General features: G+C 51.1%; 9 protein-coding genes and 1 tRNA gene. 3 read left to right on the forward strand and 7 right to left on the reverse strand.

Features of this window, described 5'->3' with window-relative positions; all coding sequences use genetic code 11:
* Positions 1-305: 305 nt before the first annotated feature.
* On the reverse strand, positions 306-2,120 hold the full coding sequence (locus tag POG22_RS08480) for a sensor histidine kinase (protein WP_498904718.1): 1,815 nt from the start codon (positions 2,118-2,120) through the stop codon (positions 306-308).
* 754 nt (positions 2,121-2,874) lie between these two features.
* Here POG22_RS08480 and POG22_RS08485 point away from each other — a divergent pair.
* Positions 2,875-4,338, forward strand: a complete 1,464-nt coding sequence (locus tag POG22_RS08485) for a tetratricopeptide repeat protein (RefSeq protein WP_498904719.1) — start codon at positions 2,875-2,877, stop codon at positions 4,336-4,338.
* Positions 4,339-4,493: 155 nt separating this feature from the next.
* Here the strand turns inward: POG22_RS08485 and POG22_RS08490 are convergent, their stop codons facing one another.
* Positions 4,494-4,643, reverse strand: a complete 150-nt coding sequence (locus POG22_RS08490) for a hypothetical protein (RefSeq protein ID WP_498904721.1) — start codon at positions 4,641-4,643, stop codon at positions 4,494-4,496.
* Between the two features lie 613 nt (positions 4,644-5,256).
* Here POG22_RS08490 and POG22_RS08495 point away from each other — a divergent pair.
* The gene (locus POG22_RS08495) at positions 5,257-7,056 is read left to right on the forward strand and encodes a M3 family oligoendopeptidase (RefSeq protein ID WP_498904722.1); all 1,800 of its coding nucleotides are present in this window, start codon (positions 5,257-5,259) and stop codon (positions 7,054-7,056) included.
* 250 nt (positions 7,057-7,306) lie between these two features.
* Here the strand turns inward: POG22_RS08495 and POG22_RS08500 are convergent.
* The 5 genes from POG22_RS08500 to rpaB form a co-directional block, all read right to left on the reverse strand.
* A tRNA-Leu gene (locus POG22_RS08500) sits at positions 7,307-7,388 on the reverse strand.
* Positions 7,389-7,609: 221 nt separating this feature from the next.
* Positions 7,610-8,197 (reverse strand): hypothetical protein, encoded by a 588-nt coding sequence (locus POG22_RS08505; RefSeq protein ID WP_063717767.1) that lies wholly within the window; start codon positions 8,195-8,197, stop codon positions 7,610-7,612.
* Positions 8,198-8,343: 146 nt separating this feature from the next.
* Positions 8,344-10,008, reverse strand: a complete 1,665-nt coding sequence (locus tag POG22_RS08510) for a glycosyltransferase family 39 protein (RefSeq protein WP_498904723.1) — start codon at positions 10,006-10,008, stop codon at positions 8,344-8,346.
* On the reverse strand, positions 10,009-10,668 hold the full coding sequence (locus tag POG22_RS08515) for a cofactor assembly of complex C subunit B (protein ID WP_063717765.1): 660 nt from the start codon (positions 10,666-10,668) through the stop codon (positions 10,009-10,011).
* A gap of 242 nt (positions 10,669-10,910) precedes the next feature.
* Positions 10,911-11,642: a response regulator transcription factor RpaB gene (gene rpaB / locus POG22_RS08520; RefSeq protein ID WP_017662029.1), complete on the reverse strand. Its 732-nt coding sequence runs from the start codon at positions 11,640-11,642 to the stop codon at positions 10,911-10,913.
* A 155-nt stretch (positions 11,643-11,797) separates the two neighbouring features.
* Here rpaB and radA point away from each other — a divergent pair, with 155 nt between their 5' ends.
* On the forward strand, positions 11,798-13,513 hold the full coding sequence (gene radA / locus POG22_RS08525) for a DNA repair protein RadA (protein ID WP_063717764.1): 1,716 nt from the start codon (positions 11,798-11,800) through the stop codon (positions 13,511-13,513).
* Positions 13,514-13,982 lie beyond the last annotated feature (469 nt).

Below are 13,982 nucleotides of genomic sequence, written 5' to 3' on the forward strand. Positions count from 1 at the left end.
ACTTTTGCAAAAACATCAGTTTGGGGTGGCAAAATTCCCGATTAGCACTTCTGGTATAAGATCCCCGGCATCTTGGAGATGCCGGGGATCTGGAAATTGAGTGCGCCCAATTCGATGAATTTACATTTTTGAGATGCACCCCACTCTCCCCAACTCATCCCAAATTCAGGTTTTGTTAGAAATGAAATATATAGCAGTCCCAAATGAATCATCAAAAATTAAAATACTAGAAATTAAAACACTAGAAAAAACATGATTCTCTGTTCCCGATTTCCTTTTTGTATCAATTTTGTTATACAACTAAATTAAGATATGTTTAAAACTGACATAGGTGACAGAAATACGGGTTTCACTGGCAAAATAACGGTGACTTCCGTGCCTCGATCGACGTGAGAACTAATTTCGATCTGTCCTTGGTGTTGGCGAACGATGTCGTAACAAGTCGATAGTCCCAAACCCGTACCTCGACCGACTGGCTTGGTCGTAAAAAAGGGATCGAAGATTTTGTTTTGAATTTCTGGAGGAATTCCCGAGCCGTTATCTTGAATTTCGATGTAGACTTTACCTCCTCGACAGTCTGTTGAAATGTTTAGAATTGGGCGATCGTTTTGGGGGTCAGATTGAAGTGCGTCGATGGCGTTTTCGATGAGATTGAGAAAGACTTGATTGAGCTTCCCTGCGTAGCATTCGACTTTGGGTAACGTTCCGTAATTCTTGACAATCTCGAGATGGAATTTCGGCGATGTCACTTTGAGTTGACTATTGACGACGAGCAGCGTACTATCGAGACTTTCATGTAGGTCGATTGGTTTGACTTCCGATTCGTCTAATCGCGAAAACGTTCGCAAGACGCGAACAACTTTGTCAATTCGCTCCGTTCCAGACTGCATTGATTTGAGGAGTTTCGGCCAGTCTGCGATGAGATAGTCTAAGTCGATGCGATCGAGGGCGGCTTCGATCTCTGTCGTCGGCTGGGGATAAGCTCGGCGGTACAGTACGATCAGCTCGATCAGGTCTTCGGCGTACTCTTGGGTATGGACGATGTTTCCGTGAATGAAGTTGACAGGATTGTTAATTTCGTGGGCGATGCCTGCGACGAGCTGCCCCAGACTGGACATTTTTTCAGTTTGAACCAGTTGGACTTGTGCTTTTTGAATTTCGCTCAACATCGTGCTGACGTGTTGCATGAGCTGGTTTAAACTGACTGTCAGTTGTCCGGCTTCGTCACCGGTGATGACAGGGGCTTGCAGTTTGAAATTCGACTCGGCAATGGCACGTTTGGCGATCTCGGTGGTTTGTTCGAGGGGACGAGCGATGGCTGCACCCATAAACAGAGCTAAAACCACAGCACTGACCACTGTGACGAGCAGTCCGAGGGAGAGCATGAGGCTTTCGAGTTCTTCGACGCCTTCGTACGCCTCGTGAACGGCTTCTTCTTTGGCGTTCGTGTAGTCGTAGGTAATTTGAACCAGAGTGTCGAGGCGATCGCCGAAAACAACCGTAATGTCACTTTCGTTCAAACGCATCAACGCTTGTCGTCCCGACTCGAGGCGATCGGGATCTGACGCAGTGTCTTCGAGGAGAGAGACACTTTCAAACAGTTGTTGGGTATAGTCGCGAACTGTCGGTTCGGCGACGTCGAGCCATTGGGAAAAGCGCTGTTGCACGCGATGTAGGGACGGATCGTCGAGTCCGCTTTCGGTCTCGTCAGACCACTCTCTCGTCTCTTGAAGAAGTTGCTGTAAGATGCGTCGATCGGCTATGAGCCGCTCGATTTTGCCCTCGAGTGAATCGGGGCGATCGAGCGTCGCCAGCAGACGATAGTGAACGTCGTGAATCTCGAGGAGAGTTAGGTTCAGTTTGTTGAGCGTCTCGGCTCGCTCTTCCACGGTTTCGGCACGTTCCTCGACGACTTCGTTGGCATATTCTTCAACTAGCCGCGCTGACAGGGTTGAAAATCCAGCGATGATAATGGCAACGAGATATCCGGCAACAATTTTATTACGAATACTCGCCGAACGAAACAGTCGATCGAGCCATTGTGAAGCCACTTCCATTCGGTTGGTGCGATGGGAGTTCAGAGGTGTAGTTTGTTTGAGGGATAAGAGATCGCGATTCATGGGTCGTGTTTCTTGGAGTCATACGCGAGTTATGTCGGTCGCAGTCCCCCCCTCGAGTCTTTCTCTACAATTGGATTGGGTGCATCTCACTTTTGTGAAAATATGAGCCTGGGGTAGGTTGGGTCGAGCGAAGCTGCAACCCAACAGCAGCTAAATCGAGTACTAAAGCTTACATCCGATCGATTTACATTTTTGAGATGTACCGATTGAATTGGTTTTCTCCTCTTGGTAGTCTGACACGACTATCGTTCGAGAAACGATCGACTGTAAATGGCTTATAAGCGATAGATAAAAACTCGCAATTTTTAATTTTTATTTCATTGTTTGTTAATATATCTGTCATCGTATATTGTATTGAGGATATCAGTCAACTGTAATTTAACGGAAGCCAAGTTCAGTAAAATCACGTAAGCAAGGCTGTGGATTTCACGGATATTATCGATCTCGATCGCCTGAAGTTCCATTTGGGGTCTGGGTACGCGATCGGCAATGCGGCGACGATCGCCAGTTAGTTATGGCAATCAATCTGCGATCGCATGATGTTTAATCTGAAGTCATACTCGATCGCGTCCAGGGTAAGCTCGTTAAATTCAGACAATTCCATAGATAGAGTTTGGGGCTTGTAAGTTTGCAATATAAATATAGACGTAAATTAGATGGCACAACAATAAGAATTTTAGTACTGAACTCTCAATTTTTGCGTTCTAAAAAAATAGAAAACCACCGTATATTCAGAAGACTCACGATACTCTCTATGTTTCCCTATCGCCCTGGATTGTCTTTGCAGAATGCTTATCGACCGAGTTCTGAGAAAGACGCGCTCTCTTGCTATAACCATCATCCCTGTGCGGCTTGTCAGGCTGTCATCGAGAGCGATCGCCTCCCCGACGTTCCCCAGCAACAAGTGGGAGCGATTCTTTTTAAAAGTGTTTCTAAAACCTGTTCCTGTGGCTATTTGAATGAATTCTTTATTGTTTTAAACGATTGTTGGTATGAGGAAAACGCCGAGATTCCGAGTTCTCAAGAGGCGATCGAGCGAGCGCGAGAAGACGGATTGCTTCTCGATCCGTGGTTGGAAGAAGGTCTGGTTAACTCCTCGGTTGCACGGCATCAGGGCAATGTCGATCGCGCGATCGAGATTAATAGAGACTTGAGCGATCGCTTTCCTCAAATCTTATTACCCTTTTACAATTTGGGCGTCCTCTACGCACAGCAGCATCGCTATTGCGAGAGTTTAGCGGCTTACGAAGCTGTTTTAAAACTCGATCCGGAAGATTCAGAAGCTTTGATGAATAAAGCTCGGATCTTGATGCAGCTCGATCGACTACAGGAAGCCGGAGCCACTTACGAAAAATGGTGCGAACTCAACCCTCAAGAAACAGTTACTTTAGCCAGAGAAGAAGGACTGTTCGGTACGGTGTGGGTTCTAGACGAACCGGAAACGCGCTTTTTATGTATCGGCGAACAGTCTCAGGGAAGAGTCACAAAATTTCCCTCGGCTTGTCAATGGGAGACGAACTGTCGCTGCGGTCCGGGGCCGTTATCTGAAAGTTATTTTGCTTCTGCTTTTCTCTTAGTTGGCTGTCAAATGCCAGAATCGTCGGGATTGGTATTAGGACTCGGTGCGGGTGCAGGAGTCACGATGAGTTTGGCGTGCTTTCCCAAGTTGCGCTTGACTGTCGTAGAAATCGATCCGGTGGTGATTCGGATGTGTTTGACGTTCTTTCCGTTAGTTCAGCATTATATCGATACAGGGCGTTTGGAAATTATACAAGCTGATGCGATCGCGTTTTTGAACGCCAATCGCCGACGGTTTGACTTCCTTCAATGCGACGTTTACCAGGGGGATTTAGATTTTCCCGCTTCGTTTGCGAGTCAGGAATTTATCAAAACCATCCGCCAAACTTCCCCATTCTTATTTGTCAACATCATCGGTGAGCTTAACAGCCCTCATTTACGTCGCGTTTTAGCGGCGTTCGATGCAGCCGATCGACCGCTATCTACAATCTATACGGGAGAATCACTCGAAAAGAGTAAAACAGAGCCGATTAATTGGTTTGGCTTGACGCAAGAAGCTAACGTTCCACGAGGATTCGTTCCCTTTCCAAATCTTTCAACACCCTCTGCCGAAAGAGTCCGGCAGCATTTTAGAGACTTAAAAAATAATAAACTCTCTCGCGATCGCTTGCAGTCTTATCTCGATTCGCAAAATTGCTAAAGTTTACTCTCCGTTGAGTGGCGATCGAAGCACCGATAAAAACACGCTAATTTGCTTACGAATTAGCGTGTTGAGTTTGAATAAAACAAGGATAAACTGAACGCCAATGGATAGTATCGTATCCTTACTAGCGAGTAGAAACCTGAAAAGGCTATCTATTTTTTGTTGTATTTAGACAGCTTGGCGTACAGGGCGCTCGAAGATTTGAGGCACTCATCGCCAACGCTCGTATTAGCAGATTTGATTTTGCTAGGGTCAGCATCAGCCATTTTAAAAGGCTCGGTCATTTTAATTGCATCTGCCATGATGGTTTTGCACCAAAATCAATAAATTGTGGGTTTAGTGTATCATAGGCAATTTTTAAATACTGGATCTATTTACAAAAATTTGGATTTATTTATATGCTTTTACAAGCTTGGTTTTTATGTTTATTGAATTTGAAACAACCTAAAGCTATTCAATAATATCGAAATATCAGTTGATGGCTTTTAAACAATAACAAGACTGTAAACGATAGCAATATTAAATGATTCGTGGCAAAATCCCTAATCGGGTTGATGAGGTGAGATGGTGATGTGGTGTTCTCCTCATCTCCTCTCCTCATCACTCCCCGGTTGGGGGCGGTGCGTGACGCGGTAAATTCCATTCACCGGATTTCGGCGAGATTTTGATGCCCGCGTCACAGCACCCTACGACTCTTCCCCGTTCCCTACAATAGAAAGGATTGCCTTCTACAAAAGGAGGTGATGTGGTGTTCTCCTCATCTCCTCTCCTCATCACTCCCCGGTTGGGGGCGGTGCGTGACGCGGTCAATTCCATTCACCGGATTTCGGCGAGATTTTGATGCCCGCGTCACAGCTACGACTCTTCCCCGTTCCCTACAATAAAAAGGATGGCGTTTCACAAAAGGAGTCCGCCTTGGTTCGATCCTCGATTCAGCAAATTTCCGACACGCAAGAATGGGATCTCCGCGATCTATACGCGGGATTCGACGATCCTCAATTTGAAGAAGACTTGCGAAACTTGCAACAGCGGGCGTCGGCGTTTCGGGAACAGTATCGCGGAAACGTGGCGCAACTGTCCCCCGCGCAAATCGCCGACTGTCTGCGGGAACTGGAATCGATTCACCAGAAATCCGGCTATCTCTACGCCTTCCCCGCTTTGAAATTCGCCGCCGACACCCGCGACAGCGAAGCCCAGCAGTTTGAAGACAAGGTGATGGAGGCGTTGACGCAGGTTGACAACCAACTGTTGTTTTTCGATCTCGAACTGCAAGCGATCGCGGAAACGAGTTTCAACGAACTGCAAAAATCCCCAGAACTGGAGAACTATCGCCACTATCTCGATCGCATCGCGGAAGTTCGCCCCCACACCCTCTCCGAGGAAGTCGAACAAACCCGCAACCGCGATCTGCTAACCGGACGAGAAGCCTTCGTGAAGTTGCGATCGGTTCACCTGGGGGAACAGGAATACGATCCCGTCACCACCCCCGACGGGAAAACCGCCACCACGGAAGCCGAACTCAGTGCGTTATTGTTTCACCCCGACGCCGAGACTCGCCTCAACGCCTACCAATCGGTTCGTCGGGTTCTCAAACAGCACAATTCCCTCTACGGCTACATCCTCAACGCCGTCACCCAAGACCATCGCATCGAAAGTCAGATGCGATCGTACAAATCCACGCTGCACAAGCAACTCGTCGCCGACGAAGTGTCCGAACCCGTCTTTCGTGCCATTATGGACGGGATGCAAAGTCGCTTCGATTTGTTCCATCGTTACTATCGTTTAAAAGGCAAAGCCTTGGGTCAAAAAATTCGCATTTGCGATATTTACGCCCCTTGGACGACGGAAACCGAACCCCCCATCAATTATCAAACGGGCGTGACGACGCTGTTGGAAGCCTTAGAACAGTTCGACATCAACTACGCACGGCGGGCCGAAGAATTTTTCCTCAATAATTGGGTAGATGCGAAAGTGCGTCCTGGGAAGCGAGGCGGGGCGTTCTGCGCCTATTTCCACGGGAAACACAGTTATTTGTTAATGTCCTACACGGAGGATTACACTTCACTGTTTACGTTGGCTCACGAAATGGGTCACGGGCTGCATTTTGATTGGATCGATCGCCAACAATCCTATTTCAATAGCAATCCGCCGCTGGTTTTGGCAGAGGTCGCCTCGACGTTTAACGAGTTGTTATTGTTAGACCACTTGTTAAACCGAGCTGGAGACGATGCGAAATTACGCCGCGCGTTGATTACTCGACAACTCGAAGATCAGTTTAGTTTGTTGTTCCGACAAAGTACCATCAGCCGCTTGGAGTTGAGGCTTCACGATCGCGCTGAAGAAGGCAGTTTCGATCGCCAGTTCGTCAACGACACCTGGATGGACTTGTATCGCAAGCTCTGCGGGGATTCGGTAGAACTCCTCGACGAACATCAATACGACTGGGCGCGGATCGGCCACGTCTTCTTCAAACCCTTCTACTGCTATCAATATACGGCGTCAACCTTGGTCAGTTTGGCCTGTTATCAAAAATATCGGGAAGTGGGTAAAGATTTCGTTCCAGGTTATTTGGAATTGTTGGCCTCGGGCAGTCAGTGGAACCAGGTCGAAGCTCTGCGTCATTTTGTCGATGTGGATTTGGAAGATACGGCAACCATTCAAAATGCGTTGGAGTACGTTCGAGGGTTGTTGAATCAGTTAGAACAAACCTTGTAATTCGAGGCAAGCTGTTAGAAAATCTGCCTGTTATTAAAAGATCCCCGGCATCTTAAAGATGCTGGGGATCTGACAGCTTCAGAGCCTTTTGCAGGCAGTTGTAACGCTGACTCTCGAAGTCAGAACGACCGCATTTACACCATTTGTAGGGTGGGCAATGCCCACCGATCGCTACATTTAGTGTGGTTAACGCTGAAGTGCGTAAGCCCTAACAGTATTCGGTCGAAATTTTGGGTCGAAATTTTTAAAATGCGGACGAAAGGACTTGAACCTTCACACCTTGCGGTACTAGAACCTAAATCTAGCGCGTCTACCAATTCCGCCACGTCCGCGTCTGAGGACTAACTGTCGCTGTCGCTCTAGAGACACCAAACCCGAGACGTTTGCGCCTCGAGTTAACTGTCTTTCGGAATCAAACAACAGCGCTGTTTGACTGACAGCCACCACTATCTCATTCTAGCACGAAGCCTACACTCGAAACAATACGGTTTTTGAAGGCGATCGCCCGAGGTCGAGGTATCTGCTGCGAGAAGATGTTGTGGCTCTCACGCCGCTACAGGGAGGGGCTTTCGGCAGAAAACACTTCCTCCTCGAGATCGCTTTGGCTCCGGTCGGAGCGTTCGATAACGAAGGGTAACGCTGCCCCGTTCAACCCTCTGACGATCCGTTCGGGGGTTTCGTCAAACAGCACGAACAAGGGAAAAATACGCTGAGCTGCATCGCCGTAAATATGACGGTAGCGGTGGGGCATCACCCACTCGTAGCCCTTATCGAGCAACACTTGGGTTTGTCGCCAACGCAACAGCAAATCCGACAAGTCTTCTTGAGGGCGATGAACGAAGATAAAAATCTCGATGCCGATTTTTACTTTCCAGTCTGGCTCGCACATGAACATCCCCAATTCACAAGGAAGACAGACCGTTTCACCGGCTCGAACGTTCAAACCGTTCAATCCCGATTGAGAGATGGGTTCCCGCAAACGCACTAGCGGAAAGGGTAAGACGATCGCACTTTCGTCGGGACGACGCAAGCTGGGAATCGCTTCAAAATAGGGGCGATGCTGTCGGAGCAGTTCGACGGCGGCGTGAGTTTCGCAATAGTGAGCGAGGGCGCTTTCGTAATGGGATTTTTTAACAGGCATGATGGCGGTTGAAGATAGGGCGTCGAGAACTTGTAGGGTTGACTCGGTAGAGAGGCACGGGTGAGACGAAAAAGTTTGGGAATGAGGAGAAGTCGAGACAGTGCGATCGCTTCGGTAGAAATTGACGGCTCTGTTAGTCATTGTAGTTAGCCTGGAAAATTGCGGCTACATCGATAGCGTTGGTAGGGAATCCCGAGACGGTGATATTCGCCGATATCTCGCTGACATAAAACCTCCGAAAAATTTAACCTTTCGGGATATTCAGCTTGTCGGAGTCCCGGCGCGATAACCCACAGTTCTAACGGGGGAACCGTCGAGAGAGAACGGGTTGCGAGGGTTTGCCAGAGGGCGTCGTATCCCGAGGCGCGATCGAACAGGCCGAATTCCGATGTCGGCGGCAATTCTAGAGCAAAACTCAACCCCAAGGCGATTTCTTGTAAGTTCTGATATCCGACGACGGTAACGGTGGGTAACTCGGGGTCTACGTTGAAGCTTCGAGCGATTTGACGGGGATAATAGGGTTTGTGAAAGGCGAGGTTGTTGACGACGCACGCCGAACTGAGCAATCCGACGATCGCGATCGCGACCCCTCGGCGACGTGGGGAACCTCGGGAGGTCAACGCCGCCGCGAGTAAGGCACAGATCCCAGGGTAGTAAAGGAAGTGATATCGCGGGGCGGTGGTGATATCTTTACCCAAACCGTAGACGATCGCGCCGAAGGCCAGTAACGTCCAAACGGTGAAGCTGGCCAGCGTTAACAGTTCTAAGCGTCCGTCGTCTCGTCGCCATCGATCGCGCCATCCTTGCCATGCCACGCGCCCCAACCACAGGGTAAAACCCAGGATAACGACTCCCATCGGTACGGCAACCGCCAGGGGTTGGTTTTCAACCGGAAGCGCGATCGCCATCACCACCCAACTGGCGAGGGTTTGAACTAGGGGGGCAAAGCCGTCGGTCCAACTCGGCTCGAACGGCCGAAACCAGTCCGTTTCCGGGCGATCGACGTGGTTCGACAGTTGGGGCAGCCAGGGCAAAAACAGCAACGCGGGCGTTAGAAAAATTAGCCCGTTCGTCAGCCACGTCAGACGAGCGGTTTTGGCAGGGCGTCGGGTCATGACAACGCTAACCAGCGTGGCGAACTGTGCGGCGTAAGCGATGACGAAGAAATAGTGCGCGTACAATCCGAGGGTGTTGGCCGCTATCCATCCCCAGCGCGTTCCCCAAGGGAGTGACTTGCCCTCGACGAGATGGCGCACGAACTGGATGAGTCCCCCCAGTGCTAGGGTCACGAGCAACAGCGGTAGGGTGTAGTGTCGCGCTTCTTGAGACAGGTACACGGCAAAGGGCGATACGGCCATCAGCGTCGCGGCGACAAGGCCAGTTCGGGAGGAAAAGGCCAGGCGATCGAGCCAGTACGCGGCAGCGATCGCCAAAACCCCCAACATCGCCGGGAGCGATCGCAACTGCCACGTCAAGCTGTCAAAACTCACCTGACTCCACTGCAACCAGCGATGAGTCAAACAGAAATATAACGGCGGATGGGTCGATTCTGTGGTGACGGTGCGGCTGATGTCGGCACAGGTGGCGTCGGGGTCGAGGGAAAACCACTCCCGCAGTTCCGTTACGGGCAGGAAGCGATCGAGGGGAACCTCCGATCCCGACCGTCCCAAGCTGAACCCGGCGGTGAGAATTTCGTCGAGCCAGAGCGGTTTGAAATCGAGGTTCCAAAACCGCAACGCCGCTCCTACCCCGAGGACGAGACAAACGGCGATCGCTCGCACGGCTGGGTGAGTCGAACGACGACGCTGCATTTACGACACAGTGAGTTCGCGATCGAACGTTGCAGCTAACTTGTCTGCAATGCCTTCGATCCAGCGTTCGTCTTGCTGCGTGTAGCTGCGCGGGGCGTTGGCTCCCAACACCAACACGCCTTTACGATCGAGGGGTTGACAAATTAGACCTTGTGTGTTGTTAGGCAAATAGTCGAATTCAACTTTACCCGGATAGAGATCGAGCTTGACCAAATAAACGGGTTTTTGCTTGTCTAACACCCGTTCGACGATCGGGCCGGGTTTGACGTGGGCGTTGCGTCCCAAGACGCCGCGACGCAACAACAGGCGATCGTCGTACCACACCACGATCGACTTCGTGACGGTATTCGTTAGCAGTAAATGAGAAGCCCAGGCCAACTCCGTTTTGACGGCATCCGGTAAATCCGACGCCAACTCAAACCCTTCTTCACCTTCGAGAACGACGGCTTCGGGAGGTTTCGGCTGAACCCGCTGCCACAACAACCCCGTCAACACCAACAGGGCGCTGATAACGACCCCCACCGCATCAGAGCGAGATTGCCAGTTCGTCAGTTCGGCATCTGGCGTTAACAGGCGGTTGGCGAACAGCAGCGTTCCCGCCAACACACCGACGACGATCGGCAATCGTCGCAATACTACCGTCGAATCAGATTTAGACATGGAGAATCGGCACAGAAGACTCGGAAACGACCACTAGGAAATCGAGACGGAACGAGCGATCGCGGTACGGGCTTGACTCGAGAGGCGTTGCGTTCCGGCAGTTTCAAGCTTTTCGCCCAACCTCAAAGATCGATCGACGCCGGAACACACCCTACCCTTCAACGTACGGTTTGAGCCATGTCATGCCACTGGCGACTGAAACACTCTTCACTCTTCACTCTACCCTCTTCACTGGCGAAGCCTCACGCTTCCTCGCCCGGTTCGATGATGCGTTGGAACAGATATCCCGTTCCCCGAGCCGTTAAAATCAATTCGGGATTGCTCGGGTCGTCTTCGAGTTTCGCTCGCAAGCGGGAAATATGAACGTCTACCACGCGCGTATCCACATGACGTTCTGGGGTGTATCCCCACACTTCCTGAAGGATCTCCGATCGCGAAAACGGTTCGCCCGAACGACTCACTAACAACTCTAACAAGCTAAATTCCATGCCGGTGAGCCTAATGCGTTCGTCGCCTTTGTACACCTGTCTTTTGTTGGTGTCGATGCGAATGCTGTTGATTTGAATGACACCCGAACTCGGAATTCCAGAACTGTTGGTTTTATCCACGCGGCGCAAGACCGAGCGAATCCGAGCTTCGAGTTCTTTAGGCGAAAACGGTTTGACAACGTAATCGTCGGCACCCAATTCTAATCCGGTGATGCGATCGGCCACGTCGCCGAGTGCGGTAAGCATGATAATTGGAACGTCTGATTCTTTGCGAAGTTCTTGACAGACACCGTAGCCGTCCAATTTGGGCATCATCACGTCTAGGACGACTAAATCGGGATGGGCATCGCGAAACGTATCGAGCGCCTCTTCACCGTCGGCTGCTGTTACCACGTCGTAACCGATCATGGCCAAGCGCGTTTCGAGGATACGGCGAATGCTCGCTTCGTCATCAACCACGAGAATTTTTTCTTTTTGACTATCCAATGTCCTTCAAACCCCTTTAATTCAAATCGATCGTTAAATTTTGCTACTCTACATTAAGATACTACCCTATCGAGCGGTCGAATCTCAGTTGAAATCCTTTGCTGGGCTATCTTTCAGGGTTTTTTAACGATTGAAGGCACGCTGTCGCCGTCACTATGGCCAAGTCTCGAACGTATTATATTTGCAATGAATGTGGTGCTGAGTTTCCTCAGTACTTCGGACGCTGTACGAATTGCGGCACCTGGAACTCTCTAAGCGAAACCGAGCCGCCGACAATGTTAGCCTCGAGTCGTCCGGTCAGTGCGGCGGCGTGGAATCGGGATCTGACGCCGGGTAAGTCTGCGGACAAATCGGACGGAGAGCCGAGAGCGGCGGTGTTACTTTCTCAAATTGCCGACGCCAGCGTCACGCGATCGCCCTCGGGATATGGAGAACTCGATCGCGTCCTCGGTGGGGGCATCGTCCCCGGCTCTCTGGTTCTGATCGGCGGCGAACCGGGAATCGGGAAATCGACACTATTGTTGCAAACGGCCAGTCAGTTGGCAAGAACCACCCGCATTCTCTACGTTTCAGCCGAGGAGTCGGGACAGCAGATCAAGTTGCGGGCGCAGCGGCTCCTGGTGGCGACGATGGAAGAAGACGCAGACGAGGCAGAGGAAGAGGAGCAGAACGGCTCGGAGCATCGATCGTTTGAAAGGTTAGAAAAAAACATAGAATCTCGGACAGAACGGGACGAAACCCCAGGCGATCGCCCGTCTTCGGAAGTCGAAACCAATTTTTTCTTACTTCCTGAAACCGACTTAGAGGTAATTTTACGGGAATTAGAATCCCTCAAACCCGATTTAGCAGTTATCGACAGTATTCAGACCATTTACTTCGCTTCGCTAACGTCCGCTCCCGGTTCCGTGGCACAGGTACGAGAATGTACCTCTGCGTTGATGCAGGTGGCGAAGCGAGAAAATATTACCTTGTTTATCGTCGGCCACGTGACCAAAGACGGCTCGATCGCCGGTCCTCGGGTATTAGAACACTTAGTCGATACCGTACTGTTTTTCGAGGGCGATCGCTTCGCCAGTCACCGCCTACTGCGATCGATGAAAAACCGCTTCGGAGCCACCCACGAAATCGGCGTGTTCGAGATGGTGTCGAACGGCTTGCGGGAAGTGGCCAACCCCTCAGAGTTATTTCTCGGCAGTCGCGACGAAAGCGTCTCGGGAACCTCTACCATCGTCGCCTGCGAAGGCACGCGCCCCATCGTCGTCGAGTTACAAGCACTGGTGAGTCCGGCCAGTTTCGGATCGCCCCGTCGCAGTGCCACGGGGGTCGATAGCAGCCGCCTGCAACAAATTCTCGCCGTGTTAGAAAAGCGAGTCGGCGTTCCCCTCTCGAAGTTAGATACGTATGTAGCTTCCGTCGGTGGCATTCGCGTCGAAGAACCCGCCGCCGATTTAGGCATCGCCATCGCCGTGGTATCGGGATTTCGCGATCGCGTCGTCGATCCCCACACCGTCCTCATCGGCGAAGTGGGCTTGGGAGGACAAGTCCGTCAAGTGTCGCAGTTAGAATTGCGGTTGCGGGAAGCGGCTAAACTCGGATTCAAACGGGCGATCGTTCCCCGAGGTCAAAATCCCCCCGACTTGGGGTTGAAACTGGTTCCCGTGGCGCGGGTTCTCGACGCGATTTTAGAAGCCATTCCCAGTCACGCCGACGCCGAAGGCGCAAACGGAAGCCCCGAAAACGGCAGCTCCGAAAACGGCAACATTATACCGATGGTGCTAGATGCAGAAGCGATCGACGACGATTGGGACGACGACGAAAACAGCCCGGAAGAGACCTCGGACAACAGTTCGGCGGAAACTGACCTGTTTTAACCCCCGTCGATCCCGACTTCTCCGTATTTGTACCCGCGACTCTCAGAGAGCGCGTATGTCACGATAGAAATAGACAGGATTCTCCGTGCGATCGCCCGAGTGCTACGTTAGCTTCCTCGGCGAGAAGCCCCGCGCTGCAGATGAAGGTCAGCGGCGTCCGGGATAGCCGAGCGGCAAGGTATAATCTCAGTAAAGTGCCCAGAAAACTCTTCTGCGAATTGGCTCCTTCCGCCGACAACTGGAGTTGACCGACCCGTAGGCAATTGCTGCAAGTCCCCCGTTTCCAAGGTTGAAAGAGAAGATGTGAAAAAGCAAGCCTCCTTTGGGCAGAAGAAACTTAAAAGTGGGGATGGGCGTCTCCTCACTCTAAAACGCTCGAATCCTGCGCTCTGGACACAGAGATCGTTGTAGATGCAGCAGGTGGGAGAAGCCCGCATCGTATGCTTGCATCGATGTCGGGAGTACGTCA

This window comes from Geitlerinema sp. CS-897 (genome assembly GCF_028368005.1).
In the GTDB taxonomy this organism is placed as follows: Bacteria; Cyanobacteriota; Cyanobacteriia; order Cyanobacteriales; family Geitlerinemataceae; genus Baaleninema; species Baaleninema simplex.